Here is a 22,306-nt window from a genome sequence, read left to right as displayed (position 1 = left end):
GCCTAAAGATAAGGACAACCGTCATGACTCAAGCGTCTACCGCCGCCGCTGGCTACAGCCTTGCTGAGCTGTTGATTGTCGCCGCCAGCGAAGCCTGGCGTGGCAATGGTGAAATTCTTGCTTCCGGTATCGGCGTGGTGCCGCGCCTGGGGGCTAGCCTGGCAAAGCTTACTCATTCCCCGGAGCTATTGATGACCGACAGCGAATGCTTTCTGGTCGAGGAGCCAATCCCCCTTGGCCCGCGTGGCGAGTACCAGCCCAAGTATTCAGGCTACATGTCATTCGACCGAGTGTTCGAATGTGTTTGGGGCGGTCGTCGGCACGCGATGATCGGTCCGACACAGATTGATCGCTACGGTCAGACAAACTTGTCATTGATCGGTGATTACGCCAAGCCGAAAACCGCCGTTCTGGGTGTTCGCGGACTGCCAGGTAACAGCATCAATCACGCCAACTCGTTGTTCGTGCCTAACCACGGTGTGAGGGTATTCGTCAGTGGCGAGGTCGATATGGTCTCCGGTGCCGGATACAACCCAGAACGTTGGCCAGAAGGCGCACGCAATGATTTTGTCGATCTGCGATTGATCATCACCGATCTGTGCGTCATGGATTTCCGCGGACCGAATCATGGGGTTCGAGTGGTTTCCCTGCATCCGGGTGTGAGTTTTGAGCAGGTCCAGAGTGCCACCGGTTTTAGCTTGCTCAAGATCGACGATCTTCTGACGACGCCGGCACCGACCGAAGAGCAGCTGGAAATCATCCGCCGCCTCGATCCGCACAACTTGCGAGCAAGTGTGATCAAAAACAATCCGCCTGGCGTACGCACCGCCTGAAGCCGCTGCAAGAACGGGGAGCACCGTATGGCTGAACAACAAGAAACAGGCGTCGACAGTGCGCAAGAGGTGGTCCTGTACAACGTGCAGGATGGCATCGCGACGGTGACGATGAACCGTCCCGAGTTCAACAATGCGCAGAACTCGAAAATGACCTATGCACTGGACGCTGCCTTTCGCCGCGCAGTGGATGATGACGAGGTCAAGGTCATCATTCTGCGTGGCAGTGGCAAACACTTTTCTGCCGGACATGACATCGGCACGCCAGGACGAGACATCAATCAGAGTTTTGATCGCGCATCGCTGTGGTACGACCATGTGAACAAGCCGGGTGGCGAGTTTCTTTATGTGCGTGAGCAAGAGGTGTATCTGGGCATGTGCCGACGCTGGCGCGATCTGCCCAAACCGACCATTGCCATGGTCCAGGGTGCCTGTGTAGCCGGTGGTCTGATGCTGGCCTGGGTTTGCGACATGATTGTTGCCAGCGACGATGCGTTCTTCTCCGACCCAGTTGTGCGCATGGGAATTCCGGGCGTCGAGTACTTTGCCCACGCCTTTGAGTTGAACCCACGTATTGCCAAGGAGTTTCTGTTTCTCGGTGAGCGCATGAGCGCCGAGCGGGCCTACCAGATGGGCATGGTCAACCGCATTGCCAGTCGGGAGAACCTCGAGGAAGAGACTTACAGCATCGCTCAACGGATCGGCAAGATGCCACGCATGGGGCTGGCCTTGACCAAACAGGCGATCAATCACATCGAAGACCTGCAAGGCAAACGAGCCGGCATGGATGCTGCGTTTGCCTGGCACCATTTTGCCCATGCTCACAATGAGTTGATCTCCGGTGACAAATTGGGCGGTTACGACGCCAAAGCCATGGCTGATTCGCAGCGCACTCCTGGTGAAGTCCGTTCCGGCGAGGCACAGAACAAATGACCCTGAGCCTGCATACACCGATCTGTGACCTGCTGGGTTGCCGCTATCCGGTGATTCAAACCGCGATGGGCTGGGTGGCGGATGCGCGGCTGGTGGCGGCAGTCGGCAATGCAGGCGGTTTTGGCTTTCTGGCGGCCGCGACACTGCCGGCGGACCGTTTGGAGGCGGAAATTCGTCAGGTGCTGGCGCTTACTGATCAGCCATTCGGAATCAATTTTCACATGTTCCAGGCGAATGCCGGGCAAGTGCTGGCCTTGATCGTCAAATACCGTTTGCGCGCAGCAAGTTATGGACGAGGTGCGGATCGCCAGAGTATCGATCGCTTGAAGCAGGCAGGGGTGATTTGCATACCTACCGTGGGTGCCGTAAGGCATGCGCGTAAAGCCGTGGAGTTTGGTGCTGACGCCTTGGTCATTCAGGGTTCCGAAGGCGGTGGGCATACCGGTGTCGTGCCTACCAGCATGCTCCTGCCAATGGTGCTCGATGCGGTGAATGTACCGGTTCTGGCGGCCGGTGGAATGCACGATGGTCGGGGCCTGGCAGCGGCCTTGGCATGTGGTGCTCAGGGAATAGCAATGGGCACACGCTTTTTGCTGACTGAGGAATCACCCGTGCCGGCCACCACGCTGGAACGCTATTTGAGTGTTACAGATCCAGCCAGTATCCGTGTTTCCCTGGCGGTAGACGGCTTGCCGCAACGGATGATTGACAACCCGACACTGCAGCGTCTGGAGCGGGCGGGTGTGATATGTCAGGCCTGGCAGGCCTTGCGCAGTGCCTGGTATTACAAACAGCAGGCAGATCTGAATTTTTTCCAATTATTGCGCGTCGCACTGAGTACCTGGCGGGCTGACCGTGAGCTCTCGCTGAGTATGGCCGCCCGCGCCGCCAACGCCCCACAACTGATTCGCCTGGCATTGAGTGACGGACGTCCCGACGACGGCGTGCTACCCAGTGGCCAGGTGGCTGCCAACATCGATCGACTACAGAGCTGTGCACAGGTTATCGAAACAATCGTTGTCCAGGCCCGTCAACGGCTGCTCGCTCTTCAGACCTGGATGGCAACGACTCCGGAGGTAAAGATATGATTCAAGGATTTCATAGCTCGATAGAAGACGGTGTCGCCGAGTTGGTCATCGATCATCCACCGGTCAATGCCCTCGACAGCGCGGGCTGGTTCGCCCTGGCTCTGGCGATTGATGCTCTAGGTACACGAAGCGACGTCCATGTGATTGTGATTCGAGCCGAAGGTCGAGGTTTCTGCGCAGGTGTCGACATCAAAGAGCTGGCGACCTATCCGGAGCGCATTGTTGCAGTCAACGCTGGCAACTACGAAACCTTCAGGGCGGTGCACCGGTGTCCGGTGCCCGTGATTGCAGCGGTGCACGGCTTCGTTTTGGGTGGGGGCATCGGCATCGCCGGTGCGGCAGACATCGTTATCGGTGCCGAGTGCGCAACGTTCGGTGTACCGGAAGTTGATCGTGGTGCGATGGGGGGCGGGGCGCATTTGCAGCGTCTATTCCCGGTACAGAAAGTGCGCCACATGTACTTCACTGGAGAAAAAATCACTGCCGCCGAGGCCTATCGCCTTGGTGCGCTCGAGCAGGTTGTACCGCGCGCGCAGCTACGGGAAACCGCGCTGGCCGTCGCGCGCAAAATTGCTGCGAAAAGTCCGGCAATGATTCGCCTGGCCAAAGAAGCATTGAATGGTGTGGAAGACGGAAACCTGGAGGACAAGTATCGCTGGGAGCAGGGTTTCACGCTTCAGGCCTATCTGAATGCCGACTCCGCCGAAACCCGCCAGGCCTTCGTCGAGAAGCGCCAGGCAAGCTTTATTCCACACAGCGCGGATTGACCAGGAGAGCCTTTGATGAAACTCGAATATACCGACCAGCAACAGGCGTTCCGCCAGGAAGTCCGCAATTGGCTGGCAGTGCATGTACCCAAGCGACCTTTGGACAGTTTCGACTCGGCGGAGGGCTTCGAACAGCATCGCGAATGGGAGCGAACGCTGGCAACCGGCAACTGGAGCATGGTGACCTGGCCCAAGGAGTTGGGCGGTCGCGCTTGCGATCTGATTGAGTGGCTGATCTTCGAAGAAGAATACTGGCGCGCCGGTGCGCCAATGCGGGTTAACCAGAACGGAATTTTCCTGCTCGGCCCAACGTTGATGGACTTCGGTACACCCGAACAGAAGCAGCGTTTCCTGCCCATGATGGCCAGCGGTGAAAGCATTTGGGCTCAAGGCTGGTCGGAACCAAATGCTGGCTCGGACATGGCTGCCATTCGTGCCAAAGCGACCCGTGATGGCGATCATTATGTGCTTAACGGCCAGAAAACCTGGTCGACCCGAGCGGTCTGGGCTGACTGGTTGTTCGGGATGTTCCGTAGCGACCCGAACTCGCAGCGTCATCATGGCTTGAGCTTTCTTCTGGTGCCGCTGGATTCTCCAGGCATCACGGTTCGTCCGATCCGTCAGCTCAACGGTCTGCCCGGTTTTGCCGAAGTGTTCTTCGATGATGTACGGGTTCCGGTAGAAAACCGGTTGAGTGAGGAGGGCGCGGGTTGGCAGGTGGCGATGTCCACGGCCGGTTTCGAGCGCGGTTTGATGCTGCGCTCACCCGCGCGGTTCCAGGCGACCGCCAAAGCGCTGGTGCAACTGTATCTGGCGAACCGGGCTTCGGCCGATCAGGATCCATCGGTCCGTGAGGCGGTAGTCAGTGCCTGGATGCAAGCAGAGGCCTACGCGCTCGCGACCTATCGCACCGCCAGCAGCCTGATCGCCGGCGGGCATATCGGCGCCGAGTCCAGCACCAACAAGATTTTCTGGTCCGAGCTTGATCAGCGTATGCACGAGACGGCCATGCAAATACTCGGTGCGCGCGCAGAGCTGTTGCCGCACTCGCCTGCGGCCCAAGACGTCGGCACCTGGCTGGAGGGGTTCATGTTCGCCCAGGCCGGGCCTATCTACGCTGGCACCAACGAGATCCAGCGCAACATTATCGCCGAGCGCATGCTCGGTATGCCTCGCTGAGGAGACGTCCATGGACTTTAAATTTACAGCGGATCAGATTCTGTTTCGCGACACCATGCGGCGATTCTTTCTGGTCGAAGCCGCCCCTGAAATGCTTCGCGAGCTCTGGGAAACTGAAGCCGGTCGGTCCCCGCAGTTGCGCCGCAAGATTGCCGAGCAGGGCTTGACTGCGCTGTCGGTCGGTGAGGCCTTTGGTGGCCTGGGATGTGGCGATGTTGACTGGGCGTTGATGATGCCCGAACTCGGCTACTTTGCGATCCCCGACTCACTGGCGGGTACAGCCTACCTGGCGGCAGCCATGCTCAGTGCCTTGCCGGATGAATCGCTGGTCAAGCAGGAGTGGTTGCCGCGTGTGGCTGATGGCAGTGCAAGGATTGCTGTGGGCCACCCGATCAACCCGTTGGTGGCTGACGCGCACTTGTGTGACTTGCTGCTATTAGCCCATGAAGGTGAGGTCCACGCGTTGCATCGTGACGAGGTGAAACTGGAGCGCAACTCGAGCGTTGATTTATCACGGCGCCTGTCCCAAGTGAGCTGGACACCGAGCGACAGCAGCCGTATTGCCGATGCTCAGAGCGGCCAACTGATCTGGACCGACACCCTCGAGCGTGGTGCCTTGGCCACCAGTGGGCAGCTACTGGGCCTGGCCAAACGCATGCTTGACCTCTCTATCGACTACACCGCCGAGCGCAAGCAATTCGGTAAGCCGATTGGCAGTTTTCAGGCGGTCAAGCACCACTTGGCAAACGTTGCTGTGCTGATCGAGTTCGCCAAGCCCGTGTTCTATCGGGCGGCTTATGCGGTCGAGCATCAACTCCCAAACCGTGAAATCCATGTCTCCCACGCCAAGTTGGCGGCGGGCGAGGCCGCTTTGCTCGCCGCGAAAATGGGCATTCAGGTTCATGGGGCCATGGGGTACACCTGGGAAGTCGACCTGCAAATTTTCATGAAGCGCGCTTGGGCCCTGGTGGGCACCTGGGGCGATCGTGGCTTCCACAAAGCCCGGGTTGCCGAGTTCGTACTCGGTAACGTCGACCAGCTCGGTCCGGGCAATACCTTTAACTTGAATGAATGAGGTCCAGCATGGCGCAAGCCTATATCGTCGATGCACTGCGTACGCCGACCGGTAAACGTCGCGGCTCCTTGTCCGAGGTTCATCCTGCTGACCTGGGTGCACACGTTTTAAAAGCCTTGGTCGAACGCAACAATATTCCTGCTGAAGACTACGAAGATGTGATCTTCGGTTGTGTAGATGCGGTTGGCCCCAATGCCGGGGTTATCAGCCGCACGTCCTGGTTGGCGGCCGGTTTGCCTGACCATGTGCCGGGCACGGTGATCGACCGCGCCTGCGGCTCCTCGCAGCAGGCCCTGCACTTCGCCGCGCAAGCAGTGATGAGCGGCACTCAGGATGTGATTGCCGTGGGCGGCGTGCAGAACATGAGCATGGTCCCGATTGCCTATGCCATGACCGCCGCGAACCCCTTGGGCTTTACCGACCCGTTCTCGGGTAGCAAGGGCTGGAAAGCGCGTTACGGCGATCAGCCAGTCAATCAGTTTTATGCGGCGCAGATTATCGCCGAGAAATGGAAACTGACCCGCGAAGACATGGAGCGATTCTCTCTGGAGAGCCATGAGCGGGCGTTAAGGGCTATCAGGGAAGGGCGCTTCGAGCGCGAGATCGTCGGCCTTAATGGTTTTTCCATCGACGAGACACCGCGTGTCAGTAGTCTGGAAAAAATGGCCACGCTGGAGCCAGTCGATCCGGCTTACCCGATGATCACTGCAGCGGTGTCCAGCCAGACCTGTGATGCGGCCGCCGCTCTGCTGGTGGTTTCCGAGGCGGCGCTCAAACGTTACAACCTGACGCCCCGTGCACGGATCGAGCATATCAGCGTGCGTGCCGATGATCCGATCTGGCACCTCACTGCGCCAATTCCAGCCACCGCTGCCGCTTTGAAAAAGGCGGGCCTGCGCTTGGAAGACATCGACCTGATAGAGATCAATGAAGCTTTCGCTTCCGTGGTCCAGGCCTGGCTCAAAGAGACCGGCTATCCCTATGAACGAACCAACGTCAATGGCGGGGCTATAGGTCTGGGTCATCCGCTGGGCGCCAGTGGCGCACGCTTGATGACAACCTTGCTGCATGAACTGGAACGCACCGGTGGCCGTTATGGCTTGCAGACAATGTGCGAGGGTGGCGGCCAAGCCAACGTCACCATCATCGAACGACTTGGGTGAGGGATTTGAAAATGGGCATTTGTGCTAACAGAACAGTAATTATCACCGGCGCCGGTGGCGGTCTCGGGCGTGCTTATGCGTTGGCCTTCGCCGCCGAAGGCGCGAATGTGGTGGTCAACGACATTCGTCGTGAGGCTGCCGAGGCGGTGGTCGCCGATATCGTCGCCGCCGGTGGGCAGGCACTGGCCAACGATGACGACATCACCCGTCTCGACCACGCTCAAGCGATCGTCGAGAAGGCCGTGGCACATTTTGGTGAAGTGCATGTACTGGTCAACAACGCCGGCAACCTGCGCGACCGGATGTTTGTCAGCCTGAGCGAAGATGACTGGGACGAGGTCATGCGCGTCCATCTCAAAGGTCACTTTTGCTTAGCCAATACCTTGGCCAAACGCTGGCGCGACAAGGCCAAGGCGGGCGAACCTGTCGATGCACGGATTATCAACACCAGCTCCGGTGCCGGGCTGCAAGGTTCGGTTGGACAATCCAATTACGCCACCGCTAAAGCCGGCATTTGTGCACTGACACTGGTGCAGTCGGCAGAGTTGATCCGCTATGGCATCACCTCTAATGCCCTGGCGCCGGCAGCGCGTACCAGCATGACCGAGTCGGCAATGCCCGACGTGGTGAAAAAACCCAGTGACGACAGCTTTGATTTTTGGGACCCCGCCAACGTCGCGCCGCTGGTGGTCTGGCTAGGCAGTGAACAGTCTCGACACATCAACGGGCGGGTGTTTGAGGCTTCCGGTGGCAAGCTGTCGCTGGCCGATGGCTGGCGCCTTGGCCCACAGCGCAATAAAGCGGCGCGCTGGCTGCCGGCTGAAATTGCAGAGGTCGTCGATGCACTGGTTGCTGAAGCGGTACCTCCACAAAAGGTGTATGGGGCATGAGTGCCGGTATGGATTTTTCCCTCAACGACGATCAGAAGATGATCGCTGAAGCCGCCGAAAGCTTCATGGCTGAGGCCTGTCCATCGTCGTCAGTGCGTGAGGCCATGGAAAGCCCGACTGGCTACGACGCCGCGCTGTGGAAGCAGATTGCTGAGGACATGGGCTGGTGCGCCACGCATATTCCTGAAAGCCAGGGCGGACTGGGTTTATCGTGGGTCGAGTTGACCCTGATTTTCGAACAGATGGGACGACGTCTGCTGCCATCGCCGTTTTTCGCCACGGTGGGCCTGGCTGCGACGACATTGCTCGAAGCGGTGGACGAATCAACACGTGCTCCTTATCTGGAGAAAATTGCCGTCGGGCAGTTGCGGGCGACCGTGGCGATGGCAGGCAAAGGCTTATCCTGGTGCGCCGAATCGCCTGGTGCCACGGCTCAGGCCTGCGCTGAGGGCTATCGTCTGCAAGGGCGATTCCGCCACGTCCCGGATGGCGCCAGTGCCGAGCTTCTTTTGTTGCCTGCGCGGCTGGAAAACGGTGAGTTGGCGTTGTTCGCGGTGGCTGCCGACCTCCAGGGGATCGAGCGGCAGGAACACGTCGGTATCGATCTGACGCGACGCGTGGCTGAGGTTATTTTGACCGACGTTACGGTTGGAAAAGCCTGCAAACTGGCCGCAGGTCCACAACTTGATGACCGCTTGCAACGTGTGCAGGCCCTGGCAACGCTGGTGCTCGCCACCGAGCAGCTGGGTGGTGCGCAACAGTGCCTGGATTTGACACTGGCCTATGCCGCTGAACGGGTGCAGTTTGGTCGTCCGATCAATGCATTTCAGGCGGTCAAACACCGCTGTGCGGAAATGATGGTGAAGATCGAGGCGACACGTTCTGCCGTCGGTGGCTGTGCTCGCGTTGCAGCCTCTGTGCCGGGGACCGCCGAGTTGCTGCGCGAGGCGGCCTGCGTCAAGAGCTTCGCCAGCGAGACGTTCTATTTCTGCGCTCAAGAAGCGATTCAGTTGCACGGCGGCGTGGGGTTCACCTGGGAATACGATCCGCAGCTGTATTTCAAACGTGCCCAGGCGAGTGCTCATTGGTTTGGCGATGTCGACGCGTCCCGCGAAGCCATTGCCAGCTGGCTGATCACTGGCGGCGAAGCCGAGCGGGAAAAGCCTGAAGAGGCGGATGAAGCGCTAGCCTTTCGCGCAGAGATTTCGCAGTGGATGGGGGAGCATTTAACGGGTCGCTTCGCCTGTCTGAAGCATCGCGGTGGCGCCGGAGACGAGGATGCCTATCCAGAGCTGCGCAAGGAGTGGGAGCAGGAACTGGCCAAAGGTGGTTGGACCTGCGTCGGCTGGCCGAAGGAGTACGGCGGCCGAGGCCTCAGTGTGGCGCAGCAGATTATTTTTCACGAGGAATACGCTCGCGCAGGTGGTCCGGGCAATATCGGTCATTTGGGTGAAACGTTGCTCGGTCCCACCGTGATTGCCTATGGCAGCGAAGCACAGAAACAGCAGTTTCTACCGGGAATCGTGGCAGGTACCGAGTATTGGTGCCAAGGGTATTCCGAACCCAGTGCCGGCTCGGACCTGGCCAATGTACAGACCCGTGCACGCCTTGACCCGGTGACCGGTGAATGGGTGCTGCACGGTCAAAAAGTCTGGACCTCTCTGGCACACGAATCGCAATGGATTTTCGTCGTGGCCCGTTGTGAGCCAGAGTCTCGGGGGCATCACGGGCTGATCTTTCTGCTGGTTCAGCTGGATCAGCCAGGTGTCGACGTTCGCGGGATCAAACAGATTACCGGCACCTGCGAATTCAACGAAGTGTTCTTCGATGGTGCGCGCTGTCCGGCACAGAATGTCATTGGTCAACCCGGCGAGGGCTGGAAGATCGCCATGGCCTTGCTTGGATTTGAGCGCGGGCTGTCCTGGATCGGCATGCAGATGCATTTTGCGCATCAGCTCGAGCTGGTCTGTAAAGCGGCCCGGGATACCGGCAGTGTCGACAACCCGTTGATTCGTGCGCGTATCGGTCAAGCCTGGATGGGCCTCAAGGTCATGCACTACAACACCTTGCGCACACTCAGCGGCGGGGATGACGGCAGCCTTTCCCGTGAGGGTTATATCATCAAGTACTACTGGTCCAACTGGCACCGCGAACTGGGCAAGTTGGCTGTGGATGCATTAGGTATCGAAGGCGATATCGTTATCGATGACTTCTCTCGAACCCGGCTGCAACAAGTGTTCCTGTTCAGTCGTTCGGACACCATCGTCGCGGGTACCAACGAGATTCAGCTCAATATCATTGCCGAACGTGCCTTGGGTATGCCCAAAGAAGCACGGCCGACGCGCTAGTTCATCAGGAGTCTCGCATGATTAATGTTCCTGCCTATGTTCCCGGCCATGACCTGCTCAAGGGCAAGTCAGCGCTGGTCACCGCTGCCGCTGGCGGTGGTATTGGCTATTCCACTGCGCAACGATTTGCCGAGGAGGGGGTGCGCGCGTTGATGCTTTCTGACGTGCACCCGCGTCGCCTTGAAGAGGCGGTAGCCCGTTTGCGTGAGGAAACCGGACTCGACGCGATTTACGGCCAGGTCTGCGACGTGACACAAGAAGATCAAGTGCAGGCCTTGGTCGCCGAGGCTGAGGCGCGTCTGGGCGGCACCGATATCCTGTTCAACAACGCAGGTCTGGGCGGGCAAAAGCGCATCATTGAAATGAGCGATGAGGAATGGTTGCGGGTAATCGATGTATCGCTCAACGGTACGTTCCGCATGACCCGCGCAATGCTCAAGGTCATGCAACCGCGTGGCCATGGCGCAATCATCAATAATGCCTCGGTGCTGGGCTGGCGCGCTCAGAAAGAGCAGGCGCACTATGCGGCGGCCAAGGCCGGGGTCATGGCCCTGACGCGCTGCAGTGCGTTGGAAGCGGCCGAATACGGTATCCGCATCAATGCAATATCTCCGAGTATTGCCATGCATGCGTTCCTGAAAAAGACAGCGGATGAAAACCTGCTTTCAGCTTTATCCGCCAACGAAGCCTTTGGGCGCCCTGCGGAAGTCTGGGAGATGGCCAATATTGCAGTTTTCCTGGCCAGTGAATATGCGTCCTATCTCGTGGGAGAAGTCATTTCTGCCAGTAGTCAACGGGCTTGAGGGGCGGCGCATGGTAAACATCTACAACAATGCCGAAGAAGTGCTCGCAGCCGTTGGCACTTCTCTTGGTGTGACCGAGTGGCTGAATATCGATCAGGCTCGGGTAACGGGGTTCGCCGAGGCGACCAATGATCATCAATGGATTCATGTCGATGCTGAACGGGCCAAGGAGGGACCGTTTGGCACAACCATAGCGCATGGGTATTTGACGTTGGCCTTGGCCGGCAGCTACTTCCTCTCGCAACTTATCGATGTGCGAATGCGCATGGGTGTCAATTACGGTACCGACCGTGTCCGCTTTCCTGCACCAGTTCCCGTCGGGGCGTCTATTCGGGGGAGGGGGGAGATCATCAAGGCTGAGGTTGTGGATGGTGGAGTGCAGGCAACTGTGCGGGTCACGGTGGAGATTCAAGGGACTGAGCGACCGGCCTGCATCGTCGACACAATCAGTCGTTACTATTTCGATTGATTCAACGGAGTCATCCAATGCCTAGCATCGTACGTATGAAGTCAATTTTTCAGCATTATATTGACGGCTTTGAGCGTGCTGATGCTCAGGCAGTCATCGCACTATTCGCTGAAGACGCAAGTATCGAAGATCCAGTTGGATCGAAAGCTCATGTTGGCAGAGCAGCTATCGTCGATTTCTACAACAAAGCCATCGCAGCAGAAACAATTGTGAAGGTTCGAGGACCGATCCGAGGTGCTCCTCATGGTAACGCGCTAGCCGTTGTCCTGGAGACATTGGAACCCACTGCAAAAGGTCTTGAGGTCTACTCGAGAATTGACGTGTTTCGGTTCGATGATTCGGAAAAAATAATTTCACGACAATCTTTCTACGGGCCTGATGATTTGTTATTGGTCACGCCTGGTTAGTTCTATCGATAACTGCATTGCCCCCTCATTCGGAGGCGCACTTTTCTATGAGGTTTGAACACCGTGGATGCGACTGACTACTTTGAGATCCAGAACCTGATTTATGAATATGCCGCGCGTCTGGATCAAGGTGATCTTGATGGTGTTGGCAGGTTGTTCGCACACGCTGATGTTCATATTCCTGGGCGCAGTGCTCCGGTGAGCAACGACCCTAAGCTGCTGTCCGAGCTGTTCAAGGATTTTGTTCGCCTGTATGACGGTAAACCGCGTACCCGGCACATGATGAGCAATGTGCAGATCCGCCCCAATGGTCCGAATCGGGCCATGGCCCATGTCTACGTGATGGTCTTCCAACAGACCGCTGAACTGCCACTGCAGCCGATCATTGGCGGTGACTATATTGATCGGTTCGAGAAGGTTGATAACGTCTGGCGGTTTTCCGAACGGATCATCGCCAATGATTTGTACGGGGACCTGAGTGCCCATGGAAAGTACACCTATGCTCCAGGCGGAGCATAAAGTCATAAGCGACTACTCCGGATGGACGATGCAGCGGGGGGCTCTGCACGGCACATTCCAGTAAGCCCATGATGCAGTGATCCGTGACTGCTCGGCGATGCTTAATCAGGAGGAGTCATGAATCAGCAGTCAACAATAATCAACAATGAATCTGCTACGCGAAGTGCCCATCGGCAGCCGCCTTTAGGCCTGCACTCCACCGACTCAGGACGACATCGGGTTTGGGGCGGTTTGGCTATGGCTCTTCTGGTTGCTATCGGCACGGTTGTTTCCTTTTTGCCTCGGCCGAGCCCACATTTCCCTGCTACCTCAGTCCAGCCGCAGCGCATGCTGATCAATAGTGCTGCTCAAGTTAATGCGCAAATTGTTGCAGCCGGGGAGTTGGGGCATCTTTTCTTCAGTGTGGACGCAGGCAAGAGCTGGCAGGACGCTAAAGTCGAGCCGCAACGTGGTTCGACACTGACAAGGGTTTTCTTCGCCAACCCGACACTCGGTTTTGTGGTCGGTCACGACAACTGGATTTTACGTACTGAGGACGCTGGCAAGACTTGGCAGGAGGCCAACTTTGTGGCTGAAAACTCAGAAGTATTGCTTGATGTCTGGGGTAAGGCGCAGGGGCCGTTTTTTGCTGTAGGTAGTTTTGGCAGTTTTCTCACCTCGACAGATAAGGGGAAATCCTGGACGCCACGTGATACGGGGCTGGGTGACCGACATTTGTATGCACTGTCCGGAGCCGGCGAGACACATCTGATGCTGGTGGGGGAGAGTGGATTGGTCGCGAGGTCTTCTGATCAGGGTACGACCTGGACTCGCTTGCCGGAGTTCTACAAAGGTTCGTTTTTCGGTCTGGTCGCGCTTTCCCCTGATGCTTGGCTGGTGTACGGCATGCGTGGCAAGGTCTACCGCACTCAGGATTTCGGTGAGACCTGGAAGGAAATCGACTCGGGCACTACCGCTGCGCTTTACGGTGGAACTCAGACTCGGGAAGGCAACGTTGTTCTGGTGGGTGAGGGCGGTGTGGTCACTGTCTCGGAAGATCACGGCCAGACATTTAAGCGCACGCACGCTGGAGGTGGCCAAAGTCTCTCGAGTGTCAGTGAGGCTACTGATGCAAGACTGATATTTGTCGGCCCGGCGGGTATCACGCAGCAGGCACAACAGCCTGTGCAACGCAAAGCCGTCGAATGAGGAACGCGTCGTGAATAACAAGAAATCCATCTTCGTCGATCGTTGTGCCGATCTATTGATGGCGCACCGCCGCTGGTTGTTCGTGCTGTTCGTGCTGCTGACATTGGTGTTTGCCGGCACGGCCACACGCATCAAGCTGGACCCTGGTTTCTATAAAATGATCCCGCTGCAACATCCGTATATGCAGACCTTCGTCGATTATTTGAAGGTGTTTCCCGGGGCAAATCGGGTCTTGGTCAATCTTCGCTGGAAAGGTGAGGGTGACATCTACAACAAGCAATTTCTGCAAGCCTTGCGCGAGGCTACCGATGAGGTGTTTTTCATTCCCGGAGTGGACCGCACACGGGTCTCGTCACTGTTTACCCCTGATACGCGCTTTATCGAAGTGACAGAAGAGGGCTTTTACGGTGATGTGGTGGTTCCGTCGCGCTTTGGCGGAACCGACGAGGACCTTGCGGTGGTACGGCGCAACGTGGCGCGCTCTGGTGTCATTGGACGCCTGGTCCAGATAGATCTGAAGGGGGCCCTGATTCGCGCCGATCTGCAGGAACTCAATCCGCAAACCGGCGAGAAGGTCGATTACGAAAAAGTCGCGGCCGCGCTTGAAAAAGTTCGAGCCAAATTCAGCAGCGATCAGCTCGACGTCAATATCATCGGTTTTCCGGTGTTGATCGGTGAGATTATCAACGGTTTGGTTGGGGTGATTGCGTTTTTTGGGGTTGCATTCGCGATCACTGCAATCTTGCTGTTTTTCTATTGCCGATCATTTCGCCTGACCTTGCTGACCCTGGCGGTAGCGCTGCTGCCCGTCATCTGGCTGTTGGGTTTGTTGCCGCTGCTCGGCTATGGCATCGACCCACTGTCTATTCTGGTGCCGTTTTTGATTTTCTCCATCGGCGTCTCCCATGCGGTGCAGATGACCAATGCCTGGAAGCAGTCGGTACTGGGTGGTGCTGACTCACTGTCCGCCGCGCATTCGGCGTTCCGGCGACTGTTTATTCCCGGGGCGCTGGCCTTGCTGACCAACGCACTGGGCTTCGCAGTGATCATGCGAATTCAGATCGATAGCGTGCGTGAGCTGGGCATTACCGCGTGCCTGGGCGTTCTATTGATGATCATCACCAATAAAATGATGTTGCCAATACTGCTGTCCAGAATGCGTCTGGAGAGTTCTGCGCGGAACATCAAGACCGATCCGGTCGGTCGTCATCCTGTCTGGTGGAAACTATCGGCGGTGACGCGGCCAGGGCCGGCCATGGCTGTCTTCGTGGTTTGGCTGGCGTTGCTGGTGGTGGGGACGCTGGAGTCGCGCCACCTTACGGTGGGCGATATCGGTAGCGGCGCCCCGGAGCTGCGAACCGACTCACGTTATAACCAGGATAATGAGGCCATCGTCGGCCACTACGCCATTGGCGTCGATGTACTGACAGTGGTAGTCGAAGCCAAGGGGTTCGATGGGGATGCCTGTCTTTATTATTCGGTGATGAATAACGTCGATCGTTTTGAAATGTTCTTGCGCGGCGTCTACGGCGTGCAGTCGGTGGTCAGTGTACCGGACCTGGCCAAGGTCGGTATTGCTGCCAACAACGAAGGTAATCCGCGTTGGGCGGCGCTACCGCGAAGCAGTCAGGCGTTGCAGCAGGGATCTGCAGCCTATAACCCTGACTTGGGCTTGAATACGGACAGCTGCACTGCCATGCAAGTATTGATCTACACCAAAGATCACCAGGGTGTGACGCTTGATCACCTGACCAGGGAAATCAAACGCTACATCGCTGAGCAGCCGACTGAGGGGGTTGAGTTTCGGGTCGATCAGTCGTTCCGTCTGGCGGGTGGCAACGCTGGCGTAATGGCCGCCACCAACGAAGCTGTCGAGCAAGCAGAAGTGACCATGCTGGCCTCAATCTTCGGTGCGATCACACTCCTTTGTCTATTGACCTTCCGTTCCTGGAAGGCGGTGCTGTGCATCATCATGCCGCTGGCGGTTGTCTCGATCCTGTGCAATGCGCTGATGGCGCAGCTGGGGATCGGCCTGAAAGTCGCGACGCTGCCGGTCATCGCGCTGGGTGTCGGAGTAGGGGTGGATTACGGGATCTATCTCTATGAATGCATCAAGCATCATCTCGACGAAGGGGGTGACTTGCGCTCTGCCTTTTACGAAGCAATGCGTCAGCGGGGGACGGCTGCGGTGTTCACTGCCGTGACTATGTCGGTGGGCGTCGGCACTTGGGCATTCTCCGCACTGAAGTTTCAAGCCGACATGGGTATTTTGCTGGCCTTCATGTTCCTGGTGAACATGTTCGGTGCTGTGCTTTTGCTACCGGCATTTGCCAGTTGGTTAAACGTCGGAGCCAAGGCAGAAACCAAACTTAACGCTCCGGCGTCCGTCAAGTAAAACAACACTTTCTGGTTGTACATCGCATCGACAACTGTGTTGTCGATGCGCCTTTGTGCCCTCTATTTAACATTCAGTCGAGGACGTTATGCATATCGCAATACCGAGGGAGACACTCGCCGGTGAAACACGGGTTGCTGCAACCCCGGAAACCATCAAGAAGCTGATCGGCCAGGGTCATAAGGTCACTGTGCAAAGCGGCGCCGGCATTAATGCCAGTGTTGTCGACAGTGCCTATGAAGCGGCAGGCGCAACCATTGGCAGCGCCAATGATGCGTTTGGTGCCGAGCTGATTCTCAAGGTGGTCGCCCCCAGCGACAGCGAGCTGACGCTGATAAAGAGCGGCACCATTGTGGTGGGCATGCTCAATCCGTTCAGCAATGAAACCATTGCCAAGCTGGCCGAGTGCGGCATTACCGCGTTCGCGCTGGAAGCTGCGCCACGCACCTCCCGCGCTCAGAGCCTGGACGTGCTGTCGTCCCAGGCCAACATCGCCGGCTATAAAGCCGTGTTGCTGGCCGCTCACCACTATCCTCGCTTCATGCCGATGCTGATGACCGCTGCGGGTACCGTGAAAGCGGCGCGCGTGCTGATTCTCGGCGCTGGCGTGGCTGGTTTGCAGGCGATCGCTACGGCGAAACGTCTGGGTGCAGTGATCGAAGCGTCTGACGTACGTCCTGCGGTAAAAGAGCAGATCGAATCCCTCGGCGCCAAGTTCGTCGACGTGCCTTACGAGACCGATGAAGAGCGCGAATGCGCCGTGGGTGTCGGCGGTTACGCCCGCCCCATGCCGGCCAGCTGGATGCGACGTCAGGCCCTGGCTGTGCACGAACGCGCCAAACAGGCTGACATCGTCATCACCACCGCACTGATCCCGGGCCGAAAGGCGCCAACGCTGTTGAGCGCGGAAACCGTGGCACAGATGAAACCAGGCTCGGTGGTCATCGACCTCGCGGCAGCCCAAGGCGGCAACTGCCCGCTTACCGTAGCCGATCAGGTAGTGGTCGAACATGGCGTGACCATTTGCGGTCCGACCAACCTGGCCGGTGCAGTCGGCGCCGACGCCTCGGCCCTGTACGCGCGCAACCTGCTGGACTTCCTGAAGCTGGTCTTCAACAAAGAAGGCCAGTTTGAGATCAACCTCGAAGACGACATCGTCGCCGCGTGCCTGATGTGCCGCGACGGCCAAGTCATCCGCAAAAACGCCTAAGCAAGGATTCAGACGATGGAAGAGCTTATCTCCCCCGGTATCTACAACCTGATCATCTTCGTGCTGGCCATCTATGTCGGCTACCACGTGGTCTGGAACGTGACCCCTGCACTGCACACACCGCTGATGGCGGTGACCAACGCCATCTCGGCCATCGTGATCGTCGGCGCCATGCTCGCCGCCGCCCTCACCGTGACCCCGCTGGGCAAGACCATGGGCACCCTGGCCGTGGCCCTGGCCGCGGTCAACGTATTTGGTGGCTTCCTGGTGACCCGGCGCATGCTGGAAATGTTCAAGAAAAAAGCCGCGCCGGCAAAAGCGCCTGCCGCGAAGTCAGCAACAGGTAAGGTAGAGGTGCAAAACGCATGAGCATGAACCTGGTTACCTCCCTGTATTTGTTCGCGTCGGTCTGCTTCATCCAGGCGCTCAAGGGCTTGTCGCATCCCACCACATCGCGGCGCGGCAACCTGTACGGCATGCTCGGCATGGGCCTGGCGATCCTCACCACGGTCGGCCTGATTTACAAGCTCGGTGCTGAGCTGGCCCATGACGGGATCGTCTACGTGATCGTCGGTCTGCTGATCGGCGGCACGGCCGGTTCGATCATGGCCAAACGCGTGGAAATGACCAAGATGCCGGAACTGGTCGCCTTCATGCACAGCATGATCGGTCTGGCCGCGGTGTTCATTGCCATCGCTGCTGTCGTTGAACCGCAATCGCTGGGCATCGTTAAGCAGCTGGGCGACGCGATTCCGGCCGGTAATCGCCTGGAATTGTTCCTCGGTGCCGCGATCGGTGCAATTACCTTCTCCGGCTCGGTGATCGCCTTTGGCAAACTCTCGGGCAAGTACAAATTTCGCCTGTTCCAGGGCGCGCCGGTCCAGTTTAGCGGCCAACACAAGCTTAACCTGCTGCTGGGCCTGGCGACACTGGGCCTCGGCGTGACTTTCATGCTGACCGGTAACCTGAACGCCTTCGCGCTGATGCTGGCCCTGGCCTTCGTGCTGGGCGTACTCATCATCATCCCGATCGGCGGCGCGGACATGCCGGTGGTGGTGTCGATGCTCAACAGCTATTCCGGCTGGGCAGCGGCGGGCATCGGCTTCTCGCTGAACAACTCGATGCTGATCATCGCAGGTTCGCTGGTGGGTTCGTCCGGTGCGATCCTCTCGTACATCATGTGCAAGGCGATGAACCGTTCGTTCTTCAACGTGCTGCTCGGTGGCTTCGGCAATACTGCGGATGCGGCTGGCCCTGCTGGCTCGAAAGAAGCCCGTCCGGTGAAATCCGGTTCGGCTGATGACGCGACCTTCCTGCTGACCAACGCCGACACCGTGATCATCGTTCCGGGCTACGGCCTGGCCGTGGCACGGGCGCAGCACGCGCTGAAAGAACTGACCGAGAAGCTGACTCACCGGGGAGTCACCGTGAAGTACGCGATCCATCCGGTTGCCGGTCGGATGCCTGGCCACATGAACGTGTTGCTAGCCGAGGCCGAAGTGCCTTACGACCAAGTGTTCGAGATGGAAGACATCAACTCCGAGTTCGGCCAGGCCGACGTGGTGCTGGTGTTGGGCGCCAACGACGTGGTCAACCCGGCGGCCAAGAACGATCCGAAATCGCCGATTGCCGGTATGCCGATTCTCGAGGCGTTCAAGGCCAAGACTATCATCGTCAACAAGCGCTCGATGGCCAGCGGCTATGCCGGTCTGGACAACGAACTGTTCTATCTCGACAAAACCATGATGGTCTTCGGCGACGCCAAGAAAGTCATCGAAGACATGGTCAAAGCCGTCGAGTAAAGCCTCCACAAGTACCTCTGCCGCCCGCTGGCGCAATACCGGTCGGGCGGACTATTGCTTGGCAAAAAACGCCCTCTGCGCGCTGCTGATCCATCAACATCAAATCGGCCGAGTTGACTACTCCAGTCAGACGATGCGCGAAAGTTTTAACACTATCCATACTTGGCGCAACTTCTGAGCGACGACCACACAAAACGGTTGCGACGCTACAGGTAGAGCCCAGCGATAAGGAGAAAAACCATGAAGTTTTCGTTAATTTATGAAGCACAAACCACAGACTCTTCACGCGAAGGTGACCGCAAGGTATTCGACGATACCGTCGAGCAAGTCGTACTGGCGGACAAGCTCGGTTTCGATGTGGTATGGGCGGTAGAACACACTGCTCTTAGCAACTACTCGCACTCGAGCGCACCTGAAACCTTGCTGGCATTTCTCGCTGGCAAGACTGAACGCATTGGTATTGGTCACGGAGTGGTGTGCTTGCCTCCGGCGATGAACCACCCGGTAAAAATCGCTGAACGAATCTCTACGCTCGACCTGTTATCCAAAGGGCGAGTGCATTTCGGTATGGGTAAAGGTGGGACGCAACAAGAGGCAGGCACCTTTGGTTACGACCTGGCCAAGCTGCAGCCGCAAATCGATGAAATGATGTACTTGATCCCGAAAATGTTTGTTCAGGATGAGATCGAACATGACGGCGAATTCGTCAAGATTCCACGTCGCCCTATCCATCCAAAGCCTTACCAATACCCGCATCCTCCGATGTATATGGCCTGTACCAATGCGACCAGCCTGGCGACCGCGGGGGGGCGTGGTCTTGGCGCTCTGGTCCTTGGGTTTGGTGGTCCTGATGAGGTCGCGAAAAAGAATGCAACCTACCGAGAGGCATTTGCCAATCGCAAGGCTGAAGATCAGGTGGGCTTCCGCCCGACCGAGCATTTGGCGGCGCTTTGCCCGGCTATCGTCATGCAGGACGGACAGGCAGCCCGCAAGATCGGGATACGTGGGCAGCGCTACTTCCTCGAGTCCCTGGCGCACTGGTACACGGGGGGGGAGAAGCCTGATCCATCGAAGTGGGATGAGGATGTAACCACCACGGGTAGCGGGCAAGCTGTACTCAATACGTCGTGGGGATCGGAAAAGGTATCGGTGGACTTCAGTGATCCGTCCCTTGAGTTGCTCAACCCCAATCATGCCTATGGCACGGTTGCCGACTGTATCGGTTACGTTCAGCGGCTCGTGGATGCCGGCGCGGATGAAATTCTGTTCATTTGCCAGATGGGGACTATCCCGCAGGAGGCTCAACTGGAGACCATTCGCAATATCGGCGAGCATGTCATCCCTTATTTTCGCGATGCGCTGGTCAAAGGCCGGGAGGCCGCTGTAGAGGCCTGATCGAGGGCGTGTGGGCGTTGCTCCGACGGGAGCAGCGTCGCTTTGCGGGGTACGTGTTTTCGAGGGGCGTGCGGATAAATTTGAGGTATTTTTCGCCCTCGTCCAAATGAAGGATGTGAGGGGGATTCTGCAAAGCAATAGTAACGGCACCTGCTGATAAGGAAGCGCTCACCGTCCTGAATACAGGTCGAGACGCATCACTCACAGGGGCTTTGCCGGCAGTAGTGAAATGGCTGGCAAGCGTTCCAGGGCGAACAATAAATTCAATACTGTCCCGGAGGCGAAACTGAAATGAACGCTCGAAATTGCAAGGCGAACGCTGGCAGTCCACGGCTGCGTTTAAAGCTGAATATGGTGACGTGCGCCTTTGTCGCAATGGGAGTGTCCTCAGCGCATGCGGGGAACTTCCAATTTGGTGACGGCATCAATGTCGATTACCTCACGACCGTCAATTACGGCTTGAATGTCCGTGCTGAAAAACAATCGAATAACCTGATCGACAACAATATCAACGGCGATGACGGTGATCGCAATTTCAAGCGAGGGAGTATCGTCAACAATCGCATCAGTGCCATCGGTGAAATGAATATTTCCAAGGATGGCACCGGCGTAATGCTGCGTGGCTCGACCTTTTATGATTTTGCCTACAACACCTCGAACGACAACAACTCGCCGGACACGATCAACAAGTTTGGTCCGGTAGACCACTTTTCATCCCAGGCCGAGGATCGCAGCGGATCGCGTAGTCGCCTCCTTGATACTTACGCCTATACGGGGGGCACCGTAGGCGATAGCAGCTTCTACGATCTGCGTGTCGGTAATCAAGTGGTAGCGTGGGGTGAGAGTCTCTTCATCGCCGGGATTTCTGCAGTGCAGGGGCCAGTGGATGCGACCAAGGCCAACGTGCCAGGAACCGAAGTCAAGGAAATACTGCTACCGGAGAGTCAGATCGCCGGGAGCTTTTCCTTCAATGACTGGACGTTGCTCAGCTATTACCAGTTCAAGAGTCACCCGTACGAACTGTCGCCAGTGGGTGATTACTTCTCCTACACCGATGTAGTGGGTCCTGGTGCACGATACATCCGTTTCTCTGAGGGTGATCTGGCCAGCGTAGGCAAGCTCGCGCGGACCAGCGATGACGATGCGAGGGACAGTGGGCAATGGGGCCTTGGTGTGCGTTACATGCTGACACCGAATACCCAAGTGGGTGTTTATCGGCTGCGCTACCACGACCGACTGCCGAGTGTCCTGCTTAACCCGACTGCAGGTACGTATACGGTCAAATACTTTGAAGACATTGATCTGACCGGGGCCAGTGTCTCCACCCGTATTGGTGATTGGCAGGTGTCGGGCGAGGTCAGTTACAAGGATGGCTTGCCGCTCGCCAGCACCACCGTCGGCGTCTCTCGTGGTTCTGCCAGCCAAGCGCAGATATCGACAATCAGGACCTGGGGTGCGAGCTGGATTGCCCCGCAAACCACGCTGGTGGCCGAAGTCGGCGCCTTGCACGTCAATGGCATCGACCAAGGCACACTGGCGGGAGATCGTAACGCTCAGATGGGCCAGATGACGGCGACCATGACTTATCCCGACGTCTTCAGTGGTTGGGACATGTCGGTCCCGGTCAGCTATGGCCGTCAGTTCAATCAGTCTTCAGTGGGGACCTTCGGGTTTGGCGGCGATGGTGATTCGCGAGCCAGCATCGGCGCCAAGTTCAAATACCTGAGCAACCTGGAAGTCGGGCTGACATACAACGCTTTCCTCGGTTCTCCAGACCCGGTGGAACGTCCTCTGGCCGATAGAGACTTCGTCTCCTTCAACGTCAAATACGACCTGTAACAA

General features: G+C 57.7%; 20 protein-coding genes and 1 pseudogene. All 21 read left to right on the top strand.

Features of this window, described 5'->3' with window-relative positions; translation table 11 throughout:
- Window positions 1-23: 23 nt before the first annotated feature.
- The 21 genes and pseudogenes from ACM6IR_RS07360 (at window position 24) to ACM6IR_RS07260 (ending at window position 22,303) form a co-directional block, all read left to right on the top strand.
- Window positions 24-833, top strand: coding sequence for a CoA-transferase subunit beta (locus tag ACM6IR_RS07360; protein ID WP_414907080.1), 810 nt, complete (start codon window positions 24-26; stop codon window positions 831-833).
- Window positions 834-860: 27 nt separating this feature from the next.
- Complete coding sequence (locus ACM6IR_RS07355) at window positions 861-1,766, top strand: enoyl-CoA hydratase (protein WP_414907079.1); 906 nt, start codon at window positions 861-863, stop codon at window positions 1,764-1,766.
- The gene (locus ACM6IR_RS07350) at window positions 1,763-2,854 is read left to right on the top strand and encodes an NAD(P)H-dependent flavin oxidoreductase (protein ID WP_414907078.1); all 1,092 of its coding nucleotides are present in this window, start codon (window positions 1,763-1,765) and stop codon (window positions 2,852-2,854) included. The genes ACM6IR_RS07355 and ACM6IR_RS07350 overlap by 4 nt, the downstream gene beginning before the upstream one ends.
- Window positions 2,851-3,621 (top strand): enoyl-CoA hydratase family protein, encoded by a 771-nt coding sequence (locus ACM6IR_RS07345; protein ID WP_414907077.1) that lies wholly within the window; start codon window positions 2,851-2,853, stop codon window positions 3,619-3,621. Before ACM6IR_RS07350 ends, ACM6IR_RS07345 begins: the two co-directional genes overlap by 4 nt.
- Window positions 3,622-3,636: 15 nt before the next feature.
- Window positions 3,637-4,800 carry an acyl-CoA dehydrogenase gene (locus tag ACM6IR_RS07340; protein ID WP_218473675.1) on the top strand — a complete coding sequence of 388 codons (1,164 nt, stop codon included), beginning with the start codon at window positions 3,637-3,639 and terminating at the stop codon, window positions 4,798-4,800.
- Window positions 4,801-4,810: 10 nt separating this feature from the next.
- Entirely contained in the window at window positions 4,811-5,875 is a 1,065-nt protein-coding gene (locus ACM6IR_RS07335; RefSeq protein WP_414907076.1) for an acyl-CoA dehydrogenase family protein, read from the top strand.
- 8 nt (window positions 5,876-5,883) lie between these two features.
- Entirely contained in the window at window positions 5,884-7,038 is a 1,155-nt protein-coding gene (locus ACM6IR_RS07330) for an acetyl-CoA C-acetyltransferase (RefSeq protein ID WP_414907075.1), read from the top strand.
- Between the two features lie 11 nt (window positions 7,039-7,049).
- Window positions 7,050-7,928 (top strand): SDR family oxidoreductase, encoded by an 879-nt coding sequence (locus ACM6IR_RS07325; RefSeq protein ID WP_414907074.1) that lies wholly within the window; start codon window positions 7,050-7,052, stop codon window positions 7,926-7,928.
- Window positions 7,925-9,049, top strand: a pseudogene (locus ACM6IR_RS07320) (acyl-CoA dehydrogenase family protein); the annotation flags it as partial. The gene ACM6IR_RS07325 and the pseudogene ACM6IR_RS07320, both read left to right, overlap by 4 nt.
- Window positions 9,050-9,061: 12 nt before the next feature.
- A complete protein-coding gene (locus ACM6IR_RS07315; RefSeq protein WP_414907302.1) occupies window positions 9,062-10,276 on the top strand; it encodes an acyl-CoA dehydrogenase family protein in 1,215 nt (404 codons plus the stop codon).
- Window positions 10,277-10,293: 17 nt separating this feature from the next.
- Window positions 10,294-11,079: an SDR family oxidoreductase gene (locus ACM6IR_RS07310; protein ID WP_414907073.1), complete on the top strand. Its 786-nt coding sequence runs from the start codon at window positions 10,294-10,296 to the stop codon at window positions 11,077-11,079.
- 10 nt (window positions 11,080-11,089) lie between these two features.
- Window positions 11,090-11,548 carry a MaoC family dehydratase gene (locus tag ACM6IR_RS07305; RefSeq protein ID WP_414907072.1) on the top strand — a complete coding sequence of 153 codons (459 nt, stop codon included), beginning with the start codon at window positions 11,090-11,092 and terminating at the stop codon, window positions 11,546-11,548.
- Window positions 11,549-11,565: 17 nt separating this feature from the next.
- Complete coding sequence (locus ACM6IR_RS07300) at window positions 11,566-11,955, top strand: nuclear transport factor 2 family protein (protein WP_414907071.1); 390 nt, start codon at window positions 11,566-11,568, stop codon at window positions 11,953-11,955.
- A 63-nt stretch (window positions 11,956-12,018) separates the two neighbouring features.
- Window positions 12,019-12,474 (top strand): nuclear transport factor 2 family protein, encoded by a 456-nt coding sequence (locus ACM6IR_RS07295; RefSeq protein WP_414907070.1) that lies wholly within the window; start codon window positions 12,019-12,021, stop codon window positions 12,472-12,474.
- Between the two features lie 117 nt (window positions 12,475-12,591).
- On the top strand, window positions 12,592-13,662 hold the full coding sequence (locus tag ACM6IR_RS07290) for a WD40/YVTN/BNR-like repeat-containing protein (RefSeq protein WP_414907069.1): 1,071 nt from the start codon (window positions 12,592-12,594) through the stop codon (window positions 13,660-13,662).
- 58 nt (window positions 13,663-13,720) lie between these two features.
- On the top strand, window positions 13,721-16,057 hold the full coding sequence (locus ACM6IR_RS07285) for an efflux RND transporter permease subunit (protein WP_414907301.1): 2,337 nt from the start codon (window positions 13,721-13,723) through the stop codon (window positions 16,055-16,057).
- Between the two features lie 88 nt (window positions 16,058-16,145).
- On the top strand, window positions 16,146-17,267 hold the full coding sequence (locus ACM6IR_RS07280; RefSeq protein ID WP_414907068.1) for a Re/Si-specific NAD(P)(+) transhydrogenase subunit alpha: 1,122 nt from the start codon (window positions 16,146-16,148) through the stop codon (window positions 17,265-17,267).
- A gap of 15 nt (window positions 17,268-17,282) precedes the next feature.
- Window positions 17,283-17,636 (top strand): NAD(P) transhydrogenase subunit alpha, encoded by a 354-nt coding sequence (locus tag ACM6IR_RS07275; RefSeq protein ID WP_414907067.1) that lies wholly within the window; start codon window positions 17,283-17,285, stop codon window positions 17,634-17,636.
- Window positions 17,633-19,069, top strand: coding sequence for an NAD(P)(+) transhydrogenase (Re/Si-specific) subunit beta (locus ACM6IR_RS07270; protein WP_414907066.1), 1,437 nt, complete (start codon window positions 17,633-17,635; stop codon window positions 19,067-19,069). The genes ACM6IR_RS07275 and ACM6IR_RS07270 overlap by 4 nt, the downstream gene beginning before the upstream one ends.
- 240 nt (window positions 19,070-19,309) lie before the next feature.
- Window positions 19,310-20,464 (top strand): LLM class flavin-dependent oxidoreductase, encoded by a 1,155-nt coding sequence (locus tag ACM6IR_RS07265; protein WP_218473642.1) that lies wholly within the window; start codon window positions 19,310-19,312, stop codon window positions 20,462-20,464.
- 291 nt (window positions 20,465-20,755) lie between these two features.
- Window positions 20,756-22,303 (top strand): DUF1302 domain-containing protein, encoded by a 1,548-nt coding sequence (locus ACM6IR_RS07260; RefSeq protein WP_414907065.1) that lies wholly within the window; start codon window positions 20,756-20,758, stop codon window positions 22,301-22,303.
- The last annotated feature ends 3 nt before the right edge of the window (window positions 22,304-22,306 follow it).

Source organism: Pseudomonas sp. IT-P253, assembly GCF_949768125.1.
In the GTDB taxonomy this organism is placed as follows: Bacteria; Pseudomonadota; Gammaproteobacteria; order Pseudomonadales; family Pseudomonadaceae; genus Aquipseudomonas.
Note: the sequence above shows the minus strand (reverse complement) of the source record. Positions and strands in the feature narration are given on the sequence as shown.

Excerpts from the sequence above, each read along its gene's own strand:
- ACM6IR_RS07360 (WP_414907080.1), top strand. The coding sequence starts at position 24 with ATGACTCAAGCGTCTACCGCCGCCGCTGGCTACAGCCTTGCTGAGCTG.
- ACM6IR_RS07355 (WP_414907079.1), top strand. The coding sequence starts at position 861 with ATGGCTGAACAACAAGAAACAGGCGTCGACAGTGCGCAAGAGGTGGTC.
- ACM6IR_RS07350 (WP_414907078.1), top strand. The coding sequence starts at position 1,763 with ATGACCCTGAGCCTGCATACACCGATCTGTGACCTGCTGGGTTGCCGC.
- ACM6IR_RS07345 (WP_414907077.1), top strand. The coding sequence starts at position 2,851 with ATGATTCAAGGATTTCATAGCTCGATAGAAGACGGTGTCGCCGAGTTG.
- ACM6IR_RS07340 (WP_218473675.1), top strand. The coding sequence starts at position 3,637 with ATGAAACTCGAATATACCGACCAGCAACAGGCGTTCCGCCAGGAAGTC.
- ACM6IR_RS07335 (WP_414907076.1), top strand. The coding sequence starts at position 4,811 with ATGGACTTTAAATTTACAGCGGATCAGATTCTGTTTCGCGACACCATG.
- ACM6IR_RS07330 (WP_414907075.1), top strand. The coding sequence starts at position 5,884 with ATGGCGCAAGCCTATATCGTCGATGCACTGCGTACGCCGACCGGTAAA.
- ACM6IR_RS07325 (WP_414907074.1), top strand. The coding sequence starts at position 7,050 with ATGGGCATTTGTGCTAACAGAACAGTAATTATCACCGGCGCCGGTGGC.
- ACM6IR_RS07310 (WP_414907073.1), top strand. The coding sequence starts at position 10,294 with ATGATTAATGTTCCTGCCTATGTTCCCGGCCATGACCTGCTCAAGGGC.
- ACM6IR_RS07305 (WP_414907072.1), top strand. The coding sequence starts at position 11,090 with ATGGTAAACATCTACAACAATGCCGAAGAAGTGCTCGCAGCCGTTGGC.
- ACM6IR_RS07300 (WP_414907071.1), top strand. The coding sequence starts at position 11,566 with ATGCCTAGCATCGTACGTATGAAGTCAATTTTTCAGCATTATATTGAC.
- ACM6IR_RS07290 (WP_414907069.1), top strand. The coding sequence starts at position 12,592 with ATGAATCAGCAGTCAACAATAATCAACAATGAATCTGCTACGCGAAGT.
- ACM6IR_RS07285 (WP_414907301.1), top strand. The coding sequence starts at position 13,721 with ATGGCGCACCGCCGCTGGTTGTTCGTGCTGTTCGTGCTGCTGACATTG.
- ACM6IR_RS07280 (WP_414907068.1), top strand. The coding sequence starts at position 16,146 with ATGCATATCGCAATACCGAGGGAGACACTCGCCGGTGAAACACGGGTT.
- ACM6IR_RS07275 (WP_414907067.1), top strand. The coding sequence starts at position 17,283 with ATGGAAGAGCTTATCTCCCCCGGTATCTACAACCTGATCATCTTCGTG.
- ACM6IR_RS07270 (WP_414907066.1), top strand. The coding sequence starts at position 17,633 with ATGAGCATGAACCTGGTTACCTCCCTGTATTTGTTCGCGTCGGTCTGC.
- ACM6IR_RS07265 (WP_218473642.1), top strand. The coding sequence starts at position 19,310 with ATGAAGTTTTCGTTAATTTATGAAGCACAAACCACAGACTCTTCACGC.
- ACM6IR_RS07260 (WP_414907065.1), top strand. The coding sequence starts at position 20,756 with ATGAACGCTCGAAATTGCAAGGCGAACGCTGGCAGTCCACGGCTGCGT.